This window comes from Mucilaginibacter sabulilitoris (genome assembly GCF_034262375.1).
GTDB lineage: Bacteria > Bacteroidota > Bacteroidia > Sphingobacteriales > Sphingobacteriaceae > Mucilaginibacter > Mucilaginibacter sabulilitoris.
Genome location: NZ_CP139558.1, coordinates 1,354,638 through 1,371,567 on the forward strand (window position 1 = coordinate 1,354,638; position 16,930 = coordinate 1,371,567).

22 protein-coding genes are annotated in these 16,930 nt (G+C 43.9%); 11 read left to right on the forward strand and 11 right to left on the reverse strand.

The window, feature by feature from the left end:
* Nucleotides 1–81 precede the first annotated feature (81 nt).
* From SNE25_RS05900 to SNE25_RS05910, 3 genes are read right to left on the reverse strand one after another with little or no spacing between them, the layout of a single operon-like run.
* Complete coding sequence (locus tag SNE25_RS05900) at nt 82–426, reverse strand: TfoX/Sxy family protein (RefSeq protein WP_321564168.1); 345 nt, start codon at nt 424–426, stop codon at nt 82–84.
* Between the two features lie 33 nt (nt 427–459).
* Nucleotides 460–1,695 carry an RNA polymerase sigma factor gene (locus SNE25_RS05905; RefSeq protein WP_321564169.1) on the reverse strand — a complete coding sequence of 412 codons (1,236 nt, stop codon included), beginning with the start codon at nt 1,693–1,695 and terminating at the stop codon, nt 460–462.
* A gap of 48 nt (nt 1,696–1,743) precedes the next feature.
* The gene (locus SNE25_RS05910; protein ID WP_321564170.1) at nt 1,744–2,094 is read right to left on the reverse strand and encodes a YciI family protein; all 351 of its coding nucleotides are present in this window, start codon (nt 2,092–2,094) and stop codon (nt 1,744–1,746) included.
* 232 nt (nt 2,095–2,326) lie between these two features.
* Here SNE25_RS05910 and SNE25_RS05915 point away from each other — a divergent pair, with 232 nt between their 5' ends.
* The 11 genes from SNE25_RS05915 to SNE25_RS05965 all read left to right on the forward strand — a co-directional run bounded on the left by SNE25_RS05915 (nt 2,327) and on the right by SNE25_RS05965 (nt 9,989).
* Nucleotides 2,327–2,806: an RNA polymerase sigma factor gene (locus tag SNE25_RS05915; protein ID WP_321564171.1), complete on the forward strand. Its 480-nt coding sequence runs from the start codon at nt 2,327–2,329 to the stop codon at nt 2,804–2,806.
* Nucleotides 2,790–3,401 (forward strand): hypothetical protein, encoded by a 612-nt coding sequence (locus SNE25_RS05920; protein WP_321564172.1) that lies wholly within the window; start codon nt 2,790–2,792, stop codon nt 3,399–3,401. Before SNE25_RS05915 ends, SNE25_RS05920 begins: the two co-directional genes overlap by 17 nt.
* A gap of 75 nt (nt 3,402–3,476) precedes the next feature.
* The gene (locus tag SNE25_RS05925; protein WP_321564173.1) at nt 3,477–3,920 is read left to right on the forward strand and encodes a nuclear transport factor 2 family protein; all 444 of its coding nucleotides are present in this window, start codon (nt 3,477–3,479) and stop codon (nt 3,918–3,920) included.
* 76 nt (nt 3,921–3,996) lie between these two features.
* A complete protein-coding gene (locus SNE25_RS05930; protein WP_321564174.1) occupies nt 3,997–4,899 on the forward strand; it encodes a helix-turn-helix domain-containing protein in 903 nt (300 codons plus the stop codon).
* 89 nt (nt 4,900–4,988) lie between these two features.
* Entirely contained in the window at nt 4,989–5,996 is a 1,008-nt protein-coding gene (locus SNE25_RS05935) for an aldo/keto reductase (protein WP_321564175.1), read from the forward strand.
* The gene (locus SNE25_RS05940) at nt 5,996–6,964 is read left to right on the forward strand and encodes a zinc-dependent alcohol dehydrogenase family protein (protein WP_321564176.1); all 969 of its coding nucleotides are present in this window, start codon (nt 5,996–5,998) and stop codon (nt 6,962–6,964) included. The genes SNE25_RS05935 and SNE25_RS05940 overlap by 1 nt, the downstream gene beginning before the upstream one ends.
* Before the next feature lie 13 nt (nt 6,965–6,977).
* Entirely contained in the window at nt 6,978–7,748 is a 771-nt protein-coding gene (locus SNE25_RS05945) for an N-acyl homoserine lactonase family protein (RefSeq protein ID WP_321564177.1), read from the forward strand.
* Between the two features lie 186 nt (nt 7,749–7,934).
* On the forward strand, nt 7,935–8,339 hold the full coding sequence (locus SNE25_RS05950) for a tautomerase family protein (protein ID WP_321564178.1): 405 nt from the start codon (nt 7,935–7,937) through the stop codon (nt 8,337–8,339).
* A gap of 140 nt (nt 8,340–8,479) precedes the next feature.
* Nucleotides 8,480–9,076, forward strand: a complete 597-nt coding sequence (locus SNE25_RS05955) for a hypothetical protein (RefSeq protein ID WP_321564179.1) — start codon at nt 8,480–8,482, stop codon at nt 9,074–9,076.
* Between the two features lie 50 nt (nt 9,077–9,126).
* On the forward strand, nt 9,127–9,612 hold the full coding sequence (locus tag SNE25_RS05960) for an OsmC family protein (RefSeq protein ID WP_321564180.1): 486 nt from the start codon (nt 9,127–9,129) through the stop codon (nt 9,610–9,612).
* Nucleotides 9,613–9,620: 8 nt separating this feature from the next.
* The gene (locus SNE25_RS05965; RefSeq protein WP_321564181.1) at nt 9,621–9,989 is read left to right on the forward strand and encodes a nuclear transport factor 2 family protein; all 369 of its coding nucleotides are present in this window, start codon (nt 9,621–9,623) and stop codon (nt 9,987–9,989) included.
* Between the two features lie 152 nt (nt 9,990–10,141).
* Here SNE25_RS05965 and SNE25_RS05970 read toward each other — a convergent pair whose 3' ends face one another.
* From SNE25_RS05970 to SNE25_RS06005, 8 genes are all read right to left on the reverse strand, one after another.
* Complete coding sequence (locus SNE25_RS05970; RefSeq protein ID WP_321566205.1) at nt 10,142–11,668, reverse strand: IS1182 family transposase; 1,527 nt, start codon at nt 11,666–11,668, stop codon at nt 10,142–10,144.
* Nucleotides 11,669–11,930: 262 nt separating this feature from the next.
* Complete coding sequence (locus SNE25_RS05975; RefSeq protein WP_321564182.1) at nt 11,931–12,374, reverse strand: DoxX family protein; 444 nt, start codon at nt 12,372–12,374, stop codon at nt 11,931–11,933.
* A gap of 56 nt (nt 12,375–12,430) precedes the next feature.
* Nucleotides 12,431–12,997 carry a Crp/Fnr family transcriptional regulator gene (locus tag SNE25_RS05980; protein ID WP_321564183.1) on the reverse strand — a complete coding sequence of 189 codons (567 nt, stop codon included), beginning with the start codon at nt 12,995–12,997 and terminating at the stop codon, nt 12,431–12,433.
* 85 nt (nt 12,998–13,082) lie between these two features.
* Entirely contained in the window at nt 13,083–13,775 is a 693-nt protein-coding gene (locus SNE25_RS05985; RefSeq protein WP_321564184.1) for a flavin reductase family protein, read from the reverse strand.
* A gap of 93 nt (nt 13,776–13,868) precedes the next feature.
* Nucleotides 13,869–14,213, reverse strand: a complete 345-nt coding sequence (locus SNE25_RS05990; RefSeq protein WP_321564185.1) for an antibiotic biosynthesis monooxygenase family protein — start codon at nt 14,211–14,213, stop codon at nt 13,869–13,871.
* A 289-nt stretch (nt 14,214–14,502) separates the two neighbouring features.
* On the reverse strand, nt 14,503–14,811 hold the full coding sequence (locus SNE25_RS05995) for a 2Fe-2S iron-sulfur cluster-binding protein (protein ID WP_321564186.1): 309 nt from the start codon (nt 14,809–14,811) through the stop codon (nt 14,503–14,505).
* Nucleotides 14,812–14,813: 2 nt separating this feature from the next.
* Nucleotides 14,814–15,824 carry an NAD(P)/FAD-dependent oxidoreductase gene (locus SNE25_RS06000; protein WP_321564187.1) on the reverse strand — a complete coding sequence of 337 codons (1,011 nt, stop codon included), beginning with the start codon at nt 15,822–15,824 and terminating at the stop codon, nt 14,814–14,816.
* A gap of 75 nt (nt 15,825–15,899) precedes the next feature.
* Nucleotides 15,900–16,799 (reverse strand): LysR family transcriptional regulator, encoded by a 900-nt coding sequence (locus tag SNE25_RS06005; RefSeq protein WP_321564188.1) that lies wholly within the window; start codon nt 16,797–16,799, stop codon nt 15,900–15,902.
* Nucleotides 16,800–16,930 lie beyond the last annotated feature (131 nt).

The window sequence follows — 16,930 nt, forward strand, 5'->3', positions numbered from 1 at the left end:
GATTTAGCTCATTAACAGCTCATTAATCCAATTAAAGCATTTATTTAATTGTTTTATGCACAATTATAGGTTGTAGATGTCTTAATTTTTTTTCTTTTTAGAAGGCTTGGCTACCTTATTAAATTGAAGGGCAAGGTTGATCCAGTGATCAAAATTTTTGGCTGATTGAAGGTTTTCCATATCCACATATACAAAATCCTTCATTACCCGGCCGCCGTTCATCATTTGCCGGCAGTCGCCCTTTTCCAGTTCGGTAAGAGCCTGCTCCCGGCCTATGCGGCATAGTAAGCCCTGATCATTTACGCAAACGCACATTTTGTCGTCAACCATAAAACATACTCCCTGAAACATTTTTACCTCGTCAACAACGGGCCTGTCGGCAAGAGCTTCACGCACCCTGTTGGTTAATACTTCATTATAAGCCATAATTGTATTTTTGGTATGCTAATATAAAATTTATCAGAATTGGGTTAGTTTTTCGAGGTCTTTGCGTATGCGGCTTTTTTCGGTAGTTGTTTTGGCCAGTTTAAGGGCTGTTTGCAGGTGCCGGGTGGCTGTTGGCGTATCTGTACCGGTATACAAATGCCCCAATAGTACATGATAGAGGTGGTTATCGTTAAGCTGTAATTTTTCTGCCTCAATAATAGCCTCCTGTTTGCCGCGGGCCTTGTAAAGCGCGTAGGTACGGTTGAGCGCAGCAATGGGTGAATAATTGATTTGCAGCAAACGGTTATACAGCTGTAATATACTTTCCCATTTTTTAACCGTATCTGCCTTAACGGTATGCCAATAGGCAATGGCCGCCTCCAGATGATACTTATTTACATCGGTGCCTTTTGACGCCGTGTTCAGGTAATAGTTTCCCCTTGTTATCAGCTCATCATTCCATAAGCTGGTATCCTGCTCGTCGTAACGGATCATCTCCCCATTGTCATCGGTACGGGCATCAAAGCGCGAGGCATGGAAACACATGAGGGCCATTAAGGCATTAGCATCGGGCAGGTTGGTGTTTTCGTTTTCTATGAGTAAATAGGTGAGGCGCATGGCCTCCAGGCAAAGATCCTTACGCAGGGTGGTATCTTTACTGGTAGAGTAGTAGCCCTCGTTAAACAGCAGATAGAGGGTTGTTAAAACCGCCCGTATCCTTGTATTTACCTCAGGCGGCGGCGGAAAAGCGATTTTTACCTGCTGGTCGCGCAGTTTTTCTTTTGCCCTGAATAAACGCTTGTTAATGGTTTCTTTATTTGATAAAAAAGCATCGGCAATTTCGTCAATCCCAAAACCGCAGAGTATGCGGAGGGCAAGGCCTATCTGTGCTTCGGGAGGGAGTATAGGCTGGCAAATGGCAAACATGAGCTGCAGCTGGCTATCACGGATATGCTCGTCAGATAGGTCAATCTCCATTTCCTCCCAGTTGATCTCAGAAGTTTGCAGTGCAGGCGAAATTTTTTGCTCAAACAGTTTATTGCGTCTTAAATAGTCTTTAGCCCTGTTGCGGGCCACCGTATACAGCCAGGCCACCGGGTTATCGGGCAAGCCCTTTAATCCCCAGGTTTCGGCCGCGGTTAAAAATGTATCGCTTGCAATATCTTCGGCAATTTCGGGGTGTTCAAAGCCAAAATGCCGGTATAACACCGATGTTATTTTGCGGTACTCGGTGCGGAATAAGTGGGGGAGCAGCTCATTTTTATTCATTGCGGTTAAAAAGGCCTCCTCCATGTGTTGAAGGAGGCGTGGTTGTTTTTACATTTCCATAGGTATAATAGTACGTACCTCAACATTGCCGCCAATGGATAATACGGGACAGCCTTTTGATATTTCAGAAGCTTCGCTCAGGGACGCGGCGCGGATAATGATATAACCGCCAACAACCTCTTTAACTTCAACATAAGGCCCGTCGGTAATAATGCCGCCCGGTTTTACCACCTGGCCATCCTGAGCCAAACGGTTTCCCGGGTTTACTAACTTGTTTTGGGCGGCAATGCTGCCCATCCAGTCCATCCAGTCTTTCATCATGGCTTGCATTTGCGCAGGGGAAGGCTGCGCTTCGCCGGCTGAAAAATCTCTTCTGAAAAGTAATAAAAACTCGTTCATGTGTTTAAAGTTTAATGATTAAAACCCTATGACGATTACGCTATTGGGAATTGGACAGGCAGATAATAATTAATTGGTGGTAGCCGCGGCAAGATACGGCATTTATAAATTTATCAAAACCACACCACCAGAAACTTTATTGATCAAAGTGTAGCATTTTAAAAAAGCCCGTATCTAAATACTCAAAAATAAAGCAGTTAAGCTTGGATGCAGGATTATTAAATTAAAGTTCATGATGTCATTTGAAGAAATTTATGATACCTATTACAACAAAATATTTCGCGTATGCATGGGGTATATGAATGATCATGAATGGGCTAAGGATGTTACGCAGGAAACCTTTATTACCGTTTGGCAAAAGCTGGCGCAGTTCCGTAATGAATCGGCCATAGGTACCTGGATATTCCGCATAGCATCTAACATTTGCCTGCGGCAGCTTGAAAGACAAAACCGTATGCCCCGGGCCGAAATGCCTGTTCAACTGGAAGATAAACCGCCACCGGATACGGAGAGCCAGGTACAGCTGCTTTACCGGTGTATTGCTGAACTACCGGAGATAGACCGTATTATTATTTCATTAGAGCTGGAAGACATTAAACAAGCAGAAATAGCCAGCATAGTGGGGCTTTCCGAAACAAACATCAGGGTAAAGGTTTACCGCATAAAAGCAAAACTTTCGCAAAAATTTAAAGTTTATGAGCAGCAATATTGATTTTAAAGCCATTTGGCTGCAACAGGATCCGGTTGCTAAACCTGATATAAGCGAGGTTATAAAAAAGGGGATGAAACTAAAGCAAAAGGCGCGCAACAAGCTGCTTATTGTAAATGGCTTGCTGCTGGCTACTACGGTATATTATATATGGCTTTTAATTTACGGTTTGCATACAGCCATGCTTACTACAATTATAGGTACTATACTGCTTATTGCAGGTTTTGTGGCTTATATGGTGGTTTCTAACGGATTATTATTAAGTTTGTTCAAAAGTCATCCCGAAACTGATAGCTTTGCCTACCTGACCGAATTATTGGCAATTCGCCGAAAACAAAATTTTATTCAAGCCAGGTTAATGAAAGTGTACACGCTCACCTTATCGGTGGGTATGGCATTGGTATTGATTGAATCTGTTAAAAAAATAGGCCTCATGTGGGGTAGTGCGATATATATTGTGCTTTTTGGTTGGATAGCTTTTGTGTATTTTTACCTCAAACCCAGGATAATAAAAAAACAGCGGGCCGAGTGGGGCGCTATCATTGAAAAATTACAGACCATAAACGATCAGTTGTTGCTCCTGAAAGACATGGAATAGTATGTAAAAATCACCTGTTTTTAATTATTAAGTACCGGTTTGAAACAAATCAATAATATTAGCATCTAAGAAAACATGGAAGGCCAAAAAATAATACAAGCAGTTACTGATTTATTTACAGGAGCTGATGAGCGCGATTGGCAAAAGGTGCGAAGCGTGATGGCAGATAACGTTTTGCTTGATTATCAATCAATGACAGGAATAGAACCGGGCATGCAAACGCCTGAGCAAATAATAGATGCCTGGGCTTCATTTTTACCCGGGTTTGATAAAACAGATCACCAGCTTTCGGAGTTTAGGGTAAGGCTGCACGGCCATGAAGCCGATGTGCATTATGTGGGCAAAGCCGATCATTTTTTAGATGGCGAATTGTGGACAATCTCCGGAAGTTATGAAACCAAGCTCGAAAAGCAGGATGGTACCTGGTTAATTGTTTACCTTAAGCTTGACTACGATAAGCAAACCGGTAATACAGGCTTGCCAATGCGGGCTAAACAAAAGCTCGCTGCTCAGCAATAAAATTGTTGAAATTGCTGTTTTAATCATCGTGCATCTTTTGCTGGAGAGGGCTGTTATTTGAATTTTATAATTTACCATGCATCCTACCGAAACCATTGAAGAATTTTATGAGGGGCATCCCGCTATGAAGATGCTATCATCAGGGGGGCATCAACAAGGGGCCGGGCACTTTAATGTGTACCCGCGGGGCGAAATTTGTCATGATTTAACCAGTTACCACCGCCGCGATTTTTATAAAATATCACTCAGTATCGGCGGCGGTACATTATACTATGCTGATAAGGGCATCACTTTTGATAAATGCGCACTGGTTTTTTCAAATCCAAGTATTCCGTATTCATGGGAGGCAGCGGCGGTGAAACAAACAGGCTACTTTTGCCTGTTTACCGAAGATTTTATCAGCAGTAATAACCGCAGCGAAAGTTTTATTGATTCGCCATTGTTTAAGGTGGGAGGCAGCCCGGTTTATTTTGTTAACGACGAGCAGGTAAAAACCATCAGCGATATATTTTGCAAAATGCTTGATGAAATTGACTCAGATTATATGTACAAATATGATCTGCTGCGCAATTATGTTAACCTTATAGTTCATGAAGCCCTTAAGTTAAAACCAGCTGATACTTTTTTTAAACACAGCAATGCATCGTCGCGTATAGCCAATTTATTTATGGAACTGCTGGAACGGCAGTTTCCTATCGATTCGCCAAATTACGCGTTGAAACTCAAAACCGCTAATGATTATGCCAGTCGTTTATCGGTTCATGTTAACCACCTTAACCGGGCTGTTAAAGAAATTACAGGCAAAACCACCAGCATGCACATTGCCGAGCGTGTGGCAAAAGAGGCAAAGGCCTTACTGAGGCATACCGACTGGAACATTGCCGATATTGCCTACAGCCTGGGTTTTGAATACCCTGCTTATTTTAATAACTTTTTCAAAAAGCAAACCACGCTCAACCCAAAAGCATTCAGGGTTTAAATTGTTTGAATTTTATAATTTTTGGTTTGATAATTATAAACGGCTGGAGCTTAGGCGCCATAAATTTGTAGTGCAAAAACAAACAATCTATGGAATACAGGAATTTAGGAAACACCGGCGAAAAATTATCGGCCATTGGTTTGGGCTGCATGGGAATGAGCTTTGCTTATGGCCCGGTTGACAACGATGAATCAATAGCTACGCTTAATCTCGCGCTCGATCTGGGTGTTAACTTTTGGGATACGGCCGATATGTATGCCAATGGCAAGAACGAAGAGCTGATTGCCAAAGTGCTTAAAACCAACCGCGATAAGATATTTATAGCCACCAAATTTGGTTTCAGGTATCGCGACGAAAACGCACCCTATGCAGGCAGCGGCAGTTCAAATGTTTATTTTGACGGATCGCCGGCGCATGTTAAAAACGCAGTTGAACAAAGTCTGAAACGACTAAATATTGATACTATTGACCTGTACTACGCGCATCGCATTGACCCGAATGTACCGGTTGAAGACATGGTAGGCGCCATGGCCGAGTTGGTAAAGGAAGGTAAGGTACGTTACCTTGGCTTATCAGAAGCATCGGTTGCAAGTATCCGTAAGGCACATGCCGTTCACCCTATAGCAGCGCTGCAAAGCGAATACTCATTATTAAGCCGCGATGTGGAAGATGAAATACTGCCTGTTTTGCGCGAGTTGAATATTTCGCTGGTGCCTTACAGCCCGCTGGCCCGCGGCCTGGTAACCAATACCATAAGCAAAGATGGTTTGGCCGCCGATGATTTCCGCCACACATTGCCCCGTTTCAGCGATGATAAATGGGATAATAATCAAAAACTGGCAACCGCCTTTGCCGATATAGCAGGGCAGAAAAATGTAAGTCCGGCGCAATTGGCTTTGGCCTGGGTGCTGGCGCAAGGGCAGGATATTATACCTATTCCCGGCACCAAAAAACGCAAATACCTGCAGGAAAATGCAGGAGCCGCTGATGTTAAACTATCGGCTGCTGATTTAGAAGATATCAGCGCGCTTTTACTGAAATACCCTGATACCGGCGAACGCTATGGCGAGGCTTCTTTAAAATTGACCAATTTATAATGAAAGCTGTATATTTTGAAAAAACGGGCGACGCTCAAAATGTATTATCATTAAAACAATTTGATAAGCCCGTAGCGGCAGCCAACCAGATAGTTGTAAAACTGCTGAGCAGCTCCATAAACCCCGCCGATTTTTTCTTTATCGGGGGTACCTATCGCTTTCAACCTCAGTTTCCGCAAATAGCGGGACTGGAAGGCGCGGGCATTATTGATAGCGTTGACGAGGGCGTTGATCTGGCTCCCGGTACACTGGTATCGTTCTTAGGCAAAAATACCTGGGCCGAGTATGTGGCGGTATCGAAGGATGATATCATGGTGCTGCCGCCCGATTTCCCGGTAGAAAAGGCAAGCCAGTTTACCTTAAACCCTTTTACTGCCTGGGGCCTGCTTGAACGTGCCGGTTTAAAAGCCGGCGACTGGCTGCTGCTTACCGCCGGAAATTCGGTGGTTTCAAAGCTGCTGATACAGATTGCCCGGTTGCGCAATATTAACGTAATAGCTACAGTGAGGCATTCGCAAAGCGCGCCCATATTAATGACCTATGGCGCAAAAGTTATTAATGTAGCCCATGAGGATATTATTGAAAGCGTATTGCAAATTACAGGCGGCAAAGGTGTTAATGTAGCGATGGATGCCGTAGGTGGTAAAACCGGCACCGGCGTTTTGCAATGCCTGCAGCCCGGCGGCAAGCTCATTATATACAGCAGGCTGGCTGAGGAGCCCGTAACATTTTACAATGCCGATGTGCTTTATAAAAATCTTACCATAAGCGGGTTCGGCATCAGGGCATACCTGGATAGTAAATCGGCTGAGGAAAAGAGTGCCATCATCCAATCGCTTGTAGAAATTATTGGCAACCCGGAATTTAAAATGGAGGTGGCGGCTACCTACCCACTCGATGATTATAAAGAGGCCGTTAAAACAGCCCAGGAAGCCCAAAAAGAGGGTAAGGTACTTTTCAGTTTTTAATAATCAATACATAATGGACAAGCAGCTTGTAGTTAATAAACTATACCTGTTGCCTGCGGGGCACGGTATAGTTAAAGAATATTTTATTAATACCGATCTGGGTTTTGATAACCCCAGCATGGTACGCTCCCCGCTTTTTATTTATTTGCTGGATACCAGCGACGGGCTCATACTTATTGATACCGGTTTAGATGAGGTTTTTTTGAATAATCCGAATTATTATGACGGTACTCCCATGGAAGGTCTGTTGTATCTGTATATGAAAGAGGAACACCTCATCCCTAATTTGCTAAAAAACGCGGGGTACAAACCGGAGGATATAAAAATGGTGATCTCTACGCATCTTCACTGCGATCATTCAGGAGGGCATAAATACTTCCGCGAAACGCCTGTGCTGATACAGAAAAATGAACTGACCAAGCTTGCTGATGAAACCTATTCACCGCCGGAGTGTCGCATTAAGGAACTTAATTATGAGATAATCGACGGCGACTATGAGCTGTGCGACAATATCAAACTCATTTCTACACCAGGTCACTCACCGGGACATCAATCAGTATTGATCAATACAGCAAGCTCCGGTTATGTATTGCTTTGCATTGACGTAGCGCTTACCGAAGGCATCTTTAAACGCAACGTTCCCTATTTTGCTGTTGACCCCGAAACCGCGGCAGCATCGCTCAGCAAAGCACAAGCTATTGCCAAACAATATAACGCTGTAGTGTTATATGGCCATGACGCCAGGCAAGCCGAAACCGTAAAGGTGTATCCCGAATTTTATTAATATCCGCCAGGATATTACCTGTCGCGATTTGATAATAATTGTCGTAGAATGATAGTAAGACCTGACAGGTCGACTATTAGTTTTGTAGGTGTTACCGGCCTATTTTCAAAATTTTAGAATAACCTGGTAACAAAATGCTAAAAAACTTATCTAACTAACTCAGTATTTACCTATTATTTTAGTTTTATGCCCTTTGTACGAATAAGTTTGTTAAAAACATTATCTGCCGATGCTAAAGACAAAATATCAAAAGCAGTCCATCAATCATTAATGGACGAGTTTAATGTGCCTTTGGATGATTATTTTCATGTAATTGAAGAGCTTGAAGTTACACAGTTATATTACCCTAAAAGTTACTTAGGTATATCGCATTCCGGTAATATGGTTTATGTTCAGATAACCGCCGGCTCAGGTCGCACATATGAGCAGAAAGAAAAATTATATGCTGCCATTGCAGGCAGGATAGCCGCAGAAACCCCGGTTTCGGTCAATGATGTAATTATTGTACTTGTTGAAAACGGCGGTAAAGAAAACTGGTCGTTTGGTGGGGGTAGGATACAGAGCCTGAGCCACATAAAGCCCGCGCAATAAGTAATCGCGGTAACTAAATATTTTTATTGTCTGCCTGTTCGGTTTTGTACAATTTTTTGTGATACCACTCCCGCAATTTTGTAAAAGCAGAAAGGCTATTGCTGTTATCAAACGGGAATGGACCCATTAAAGTTAGAAGTATGAATACAACACAACAAGTTATACCATCGATAGCTGTACGCAGTATTGGCGGCGGATTACTGCTTATGGCCCTATTTACCATGATGTGGACTGGGATAGCTCAGAGCGGCCTGCGTGGACACGATCATTCTATGGTACTAATTACGTTTTCTGTTTTGAGTGTCATATTTGTGATATTTGGCATCACATTGTTCATTGCAGCTAAAAGATTTCCCAAATTTACCAATGAGGGCAGCGCGGACAAAGGCAGGAATATGCTCAAATGGTTTGGAATCATTTTCGGCATTGAGTTTACGGCTATACCGCTTGTTTCGGTTGTACTTTTCCTGCTAAAAGACCAGCAATTTGTTTTACCCGCTATTGCCTTAATTGTTGGGCTGCACTTTTACCCCATGGCGAAGGTGTTCAACAGAAAAATTGATTATTATTTAGCCACCTGGACCTGCATTATAGCCATTGCCAGTATTGTAATAACAGCCGGCAACAGTTATTCGCAAGCGCTTACACTAACCTTCCTGGGTATTGGGGTAGCATTGGCCACTACCTTCTATGGGGTTTATATGCTGCTTGCGGGATATAAACTTATAAAGCAATAATAGCAGGAATCGGGTTGCGGGCTGGCTAACCCTTTTTTAAAATTACGTCTATGAAAAATCATCATTATCAAACAACTATCACCTGGACCGGCAATACAGGTGAGGGAACTAAACACTACAAGTCATACGAACGCTGCCATGATATTAGTGTTGAGGGTAAGCTACCAATCCAGGGCTCATCAGATCCAAACTTCCGCGGCGACAAATCAAGGCATTGCCCCGAGGATCTACTGGTAGCTGCTGTTTCATCATGCCACATGCTGTGGTACCTGCACCTTTGCACCACTGCCGGCATTGTGGTAACCGCGTATGAAGATACTGCTGAAGGAGTAATGCTCGAAAACAACAACGGAAGCGGTTGCTTTACACTAATACTGTTACGGCCGGTTATCACCATTAATGACGAAGCATTGATTGACAGGGCCAACGAGTTACATAAAGAAGCCAATAAAATGTGCTTTATTGCCAACTCCTGTAATTTTCCGATACTGCACGAACCTTTGTATAAAATAGCGGTGCCCGAAACGGCTGAATAAAATATACTATGGAAACGCTTAAACAAAAGGTTGAAGCTTTTAACAAGCTTATTACCGCCGACGAAACGGTAAAGGCTATGGAACTGTATTATGCTGGTGACGTAGCGCTGCAGGAAAATGAAGAAGCACCCCGCGGAGGGAAACAGGCATGTATGGCCCGTGAAATAGCCTTGTTAGCCAAATTCGACCTTATTATTGAAATAACCAGACAGGCTATTGATGAGGCCGGTGGGGTTGTTTTTAGCGAATACATGATGACTATTACCGATAAATCCAACGGTAACGTGATGCACCGTAAAGAAATATCTGTACAACAATGGGAAAACGGCTTAATAAAAACAGAAAAGTTTTATTATAACCAGGCGGCGCTATTATAAGCGGTAAAAAAGAAGCCGTCTCATAAGTCAATTATGAGGCGGTTTTTTTATTTAGAGCGATTTAGATAAGCTATTAGGGAAGGCGGACTGTGTTGGTTTGTTCTGTTTTTTGGATTGGTTCAGCTGTCTTTGGGGAGATAAAAGCCTTTTTCTCAGGCTTTCCATTTTCTGAGGTTATGAGCGATGGATAATAACCCTATTTCTACCTCTGTTTTGGACATTCCTTTCAACAGGAATCGTCTGAAACCATGATTGTGCTTCAGTTGCGCGAATACCGGCTCCACATCAGCGGGTCTTCGTTTTCGGTATTTGATGCCCTGTTCTGTGTTCAATCTTTCTTTCGCTGCCTGTTTATGTTTTCTCAGACTGTGGTTGATCTCGACGATCCGGTTGCCGGGGTTTTGGTGACATACGCCCCGCATCGGACAGCCTTCACAGTTCTGCGCCTGATAGCGGCTGATCAACTGCAGAAAACCTGAAGAAGTTATCCGCTGACCGTCGCCAACATGGTGCATGCGCTGGCCCATCGGGCAGGTGAGATAGTTATCCGCTTCGTTATAATGCAGACTATCGTTACTGAATGCTTTGATACCTTCTTTTTGTTCCTTGTCGAACGTATTGTATTTGATATAAGCTTCAATACCTTTTTGCTGCAGCACACCATAGTTCTCGTCCGAGCCGTAACCTGCATCGGCAACTATCGCTTTGGGCAGTTCTTTATAAAGGGATTCGTACTGTTCGATATGTGATGGTAGCGTTTGGTAATCGGTCGGGGTCTGGTGCAGCGTGTAATTGAGAATGAACTGCTCTTGGGTGGAGATCTGTAGGTTATAAGCAGGCTTGAGTTGCCCATTCAGCATATGATCTTCTTTCATCCGCATGAATGTAGCATCCGGGTCGGTCTTTGACATACTGTTACGCCCAGCCAATAACTTTTCCTGTTCATCATATTTGGCCAGGTTCTCCGGCCAATGCTTTTTTGCATAGTTCAGCTTTTGTTTTACTTTCCCCGCCACGTCTTCCTTATCCTCCAATGCCGCGTTGATCTTTGAGATCGTTTCTTTCACTTTCTCAGGGTTGATCTCGCTGTATTCCAGCGGTGCGGTGTCTTTGAGTTCTTCAGCAGCAATACTTTGCGCATAGCCCCATAACTCATCAAGCTGGGCTTTCATCTTCTCTTTACTGTTCTTTATGCTTTTACCCCATACAAAAGTGTACTTGTTCGCCACCGATTCGATCTTGGTGCCATCAGTGAAAACGGCCTCCTTCAATGATACAATTCCTTCCTGTTGTAATAAAAGAACGATCTGTGAGAATATCTGCTTTAGTACCCCTGATAGCTTTTCACTGCGAAAACGGTTGATGGTATTGTGGTCGGGCTTTTTCATGCCCAATAACCACATGAAGTGAACGTTCTGTGCCGCCTGGTCTTCCAGTTTACGTGAGGAATACGTATTGGTCAGATAACCATAAACCAGCAGTTTCAGCATCAGCCGGGGATGAAAACTCGACGCGCCGCCGCCTTTGTACTTCCGGTTGAGTGGCTTGACATCGACCGCGTCAACCACCTGTTTAACTATCCGTACCGGATGACCTGCCGGTACCAATTCTTCCAGTTTATACGGTAAAAACGTTAACTGGTCCGGATCATATGCCTTAAAGACTACCTTGCCTCCCATGTCTTTAAGATACACAAAAAACCGCCCCATATTTGACTTATGAGACGGCTTCTACATTAGCCATTAATTATTTAAAAGCAGGCTCATATCCGGTTAAAGAAATATCATACATGCTGGGTTATAACGAACTAAGCGCCTTTTACCCGCACCTTTAAACGCTGGACAGGCATTGCCCCGGCGCTTTTTCAGAAGGAGCATAATTAACTAAATATTATATCATTGCGAGCGCAGTGTGGCAATCTCGTTATGCAAGAAGGAGAGATCATAAACAACCCCAATAAATCCATACAATAAACAACACCTGTAAAGGCACACGGAACCATAAATATCGAGGGCCAGATCCATTATAAGTGCCTTTTTCCATATCAATATGTTTTACAGCGCCATTGATATTGGCCGGCAGCAGAAGTATAAAAAATACGATCAGCAACCAGGCGGTGAGTGTACGGGTGGCAGGTACAAGCAAACCCGCAGCTGCCGCTATTTCAATAACGCCGGTTATATAAACCAATTCCTTTTTAAAGGGGATAAAAGCGGGGATGAGCATGGCCAGGCCTTTATTAAAAACAAAGTGACCAACAGAAGTAAATACCAGCATAATTGCCATGGCTATTTGTGTCGATAGCGCGATGTTATAATGAGCTATGAGTTCGGTAACTACCATACTTATACCAAAAGTTACCAGCAATACTATTAAGGGTTTCATGTTTGTTTTTTTCTTCAAATTTCGGCATGTTAAAAAAAGCAAACAATGAACCTGGGTTAAGTAATGCGGCGGCGTATGCGGCTCAGGCCCTGCGGGGTAATGCCAATGTATGATGCTATGTATTTTAAAGGGATTTGCCTGATGAGCTGGGGCTGTTCGGTAAATAAGTTTAAATATCGTTGCTCGGCAGTATCATTTAAAAGCGATAGTTCACGTTTGGCCTTTGTCATGAAAATGCCTTCGCAGGCATAGCGGCCAATGGTATTTCCAATTGTGGTATCGGCGTAAATTTCCTGCAGGCTCTGGTAAGTTAAGCTCCACAGTGTGGTTTCGGTAAGTGTTTGAATTTGACAGATTGACGGGGATCGGGATAAAAACGAATCATAGGCGCTGATAAAATTATTATCAAAACTAAATGCGAAGGTGATATCGTTATCTTCTTTGGGGATATAATAACGCACAATGCCCTGCTCCATGAACGAGAGGTGGTTTTCTGTTTGCCCGGTTTTTAAAAGCAGTGCTTTTTTAGGGAACTGGCGTTTAACAAGTTTTGACGAAAATATTTGCCAATCCTGATCACTAAGCGGGGCTATACGCTCCAGATATTCCCGTATTTTTTCCATAAAAGTGAAGATAAGCACTAAGGCTTATCTTCTGAAACAGAGCAACCCAAAATCACTATTAAAATTACTGATCTTACTAATAACATTAAGCGCTAATGGGCTGCCTGCTTTTTTCTATACTGCGGGCAATTTCTATATCCGGACTCCTGTACTTGTATTCGGGGATGCTGGCGAGCGACGATGCATGCACCTGTTCGCCCAAGCCGTAAAACTGCTGAAAGCTCATAATTAGCGGTCGCCATTTGTTAGGATCAACACGGTTTGGATCATTTTCCATAATGATAGATTCTTCGAGATATACCCGTACTATTTTCAGTTCCATGGTTACTATGCGGCCGCGTTGTTGTTCATTATCTTCGCCAATAGGATGAATGGCCGCAACATGGGCCTCCAGTTGTACGGGGCATTCCATAACGCGCGGTGCATCTACCTTTTGCGAGGGTACAGGGGTAAGGCCGGCCACACCAAACTTGTCGGGTTCAAAGTAATAGCCACGGCTTTGCTTGGCTTCTGGTACCGGGTTCATCCCGGTTTTAAGCGCGAGGTTATTTACCGCCTGCACCTCATTAACCGATGGCAGGTTTAATACACATTGTTTGGTGCGCATAAGGTTTTGTACCGTTTTTGAGGTTGTTGCCATGCCAATGATGCAGCGCCAACCCAGCCAGAAGGCCGAAGACATAGGGGCCAGGTTATACGAACCATCATCGTTCATGGTGCTGATCAATACTACCGGCGTGCCGAAATACAGAATGGCCGGTTCGCTTATTTTATGCATTTTGATATGATTTGAATGAATAAGAAACTATACTGCTTGCTTATTCAAAATTGCCAAATCATCCATCGACATAAAACCCGAAACTTGCTATGTTTAGTGGTTTACTTGCTTGCTGTCTTCCGGAGCCTCCTTCCGGTCGAACATGCCGTAATCCCGCACTACATGAGCAATGCGTAAGTGATAATCTTTAAATATATAGTCCCGACCTTTTGCCTGTGCGTCGCGGTGTATTTCTACATTGCGCCATTGCTTTACGGCCTCTTCGTCGCGCCAAAATGAAAGTGATAATATTTTTCCTTCATCGGTGAGGCTTTGAAACCGCTCTATTGAGATAAAGCCATCAATAGCTACCAGGGTGGGTTTAAGAAATGCGGCTATGTCCAGATATTCCTGCTTTTTGCCATCCGCTGGAATCACTTCAAAAATCACTGCTACCATTTTTATGCAATTAAGTTATTATGAAAGTAACAGTACAAAGACGCCGGTGTTTGGCAGAAATTGCGGCCTTGTTATTGATTATTGTGGGGGGATAAATCTGTTGCCAACTCTTGGGTCAGAAAATAAACTAAAAATAATGATTGCATTCAAAAACATGCAAATAATATGTTAAAATGAGCAAAACTGAATCGTTTTTTAAACAAAAAATGTCCAAAATAGTCAGTTTTGAGCACAAAAAGTGTTAAAATTTAAGCCTGTCAAAAAAAGCGGCTAATCCTTTCTGAATAACTTAAAGTAATCGGAACACCATGCCGTCCATGTCCTCGTTAATGTGTATCTGGCAGGCCAGGCGACTGTCGGGGCCGGCGTTGGGGAGGGTATCGAGCATGTCAAGTTCATTATCGGTCGGAGTGAAATAGGTATCCGGGCCTTCGAGTACCTGCACATGGCAGGTGGCGCACAGGGCCATGCCGCCGCAGGTGGCAAGTACCTCGTATTCAGAGGCTTTTAGCACTTCCATCAGGCTTAGGCTGATGCCTTCAGGTATTTCGACCGGGGCGCGGTGGCCCTCTCTGTCTTCAATGGTTAAGTTAATCATGGCTAAAATTCGGTTACGCCGTAAACGGTGGTGTATTTAAAACTTAGTTTTTGTTCAGGGTAAACGTATTTAAACGCGCTCTGGGCCATCAACGCAGCCTCATGGAAACCGCAGAGTATCAGTTTTAGCTTGCCGGGATAGGTATTAATATCGCCAATGGCATAAATACGTTCTACGCTGGTGCTATAGTCGCGGGTGTTTACCACTATGGCCGAAAAGTCGATATTCAGCCCCCAGTTGGCTATAGGGCCCAGTTTAGGGCTCAGACCAAACAGCGGGATCAGGTGATCGGCAGCTATATGGCTTACGTTGTTGTTACGGTCAAGCAGGGTAATTTCCTGCAAGTGGCCTTCGCCGGTGAGCGCCACTACATTTGATTTGAGGATGAGGTCTATCTTGCCCTCTTTGGCCAGTTCAAAAACTTTTTCGGCAGAGTCTGGCGCGCCCCTGAAAGTATCGCCGCGGTGCACAAGCGTTACCTTTTCGGCAATGTTCGACAGGAATATGGCCCAGTCAAGCGCTGAATCGCCGCCGCCAGCCAGTACCACTTTACGGTCGCGGAAGGTCTCGGGATTTTTAACCATATAGGCTACACCCCGGCCTTCAAACTCCAACAGGCGGTCAATCTCGGGCTTGCGGGGCTCAAAGCAGCCCAGTCCGCCGGCTATTACCACCACCTGGCAGTGTACGGTGGTGCCATCGTTAGTTTGTATAAAGTAGGAACCGTCATCATTTTTAGTAAGCGTTTCTACCCGTTCGCCCAAACTAAAGGTAGGGTGGAAGGGCGCGCCCTGTTCCATGAGCCTGTCAACCAACTGTTGCGCGGTTATATCCGGATACCCGGGAATATCATAAATAGGTTTGTGCGGATATATCTCAGAAAGCTGTCCGCCAACCTGTGGCAATACATCAATTAAATGGCAGCGCATTTTGAGCAAACCAGCTTCAAAAACGGCAAATAAACCAACCGGTCCAGCGCCTATAATGCAGATATCGGTACTAATATGTTCCATAAAAAATGCTTTTGATGAGCACTCAAATGTGAACACAAGTCATAACTAAATCAAATGACATTTAGTTATGAAGGATTACTTGTAGTTATAATTGGTAAGGCAAAAACGCTTAAAAAGCTCAATAAGCTTGTTGTTTTTGCCATGCAGCTGTATAAACTGAAAAGTGCGGAAAATCTCCATCCCCTTTATTTCAATTATGCTGAGCTCGTTGTATTTTAATTCGCTTAACACCGACTGGATAGACAGGAAAGTAGCTGTTTCTGAGTGCAATAGGTATTGTTTAATGGCGATGCTGCTCTCCAGCTGAATTTCAATTTTCAGGTCGCGGGGATTGATCTGAACGCCGGCCAGGGCATTGTAAATTACATCAAGCGTGCCCGAACCGGCCTCGCGCAGCACCAGCGGGATCTCCAGCAGTTGCCTGGGACTGATCTCCGTTTTTTTGGATAGCTTATTATTGGCCCTGGTCACCAGCACGATCTCGTCTTTGGCAAATGGCGAATAAGCCAGTTGCGGCGAATGGGCCGCCCCTTCCACAATGGCTATATCAATTTTTTCGTCCAGTATCAGCTGCGAAATATGGTCGGTGTTCCCTTGTATAAAGCTAAAGGTAAGCTCCGGGTATGTTTTTTTGAAGAGGGCCAGTATTTTGGGCAAAATGGTTTGGGCCACAGTAGTGCTGGCGCCAATGTGCAGGGTGCCGGCCTCAATATTATTCAGCTGGGCCAGCTCAGTTTCTAGGTCGGTATAGGTGTGGAATATCTTTTCGGCATATTGGGTTAATATTTTGCCGGCGGGGGTAAGCGCTATGTTGTTCCCGTTGCGTTTAAACAGCTGTACGTTCAGCTGCTGTTCCAGCTCTTTAATGTGCTTGGTAACAGCGGGTTGGGTGATGAACAGCTCGTGGGCCGCCTTTGTAAAACTCAACCTTTGCGAAACCGTGTAAAAAACCTTTAACCTGAAATCGAAAATCATGGAGTTAAATTTAGCTATTTCATTTGAGATAGCCAGCAACCAATTTGAACTTCGGATTACTTTAAGTTATAGTGACTTTTGTAAAAACGTTTTTTTTAACAAATTTTGGGGGCAAAAACAGGAAATTCAAG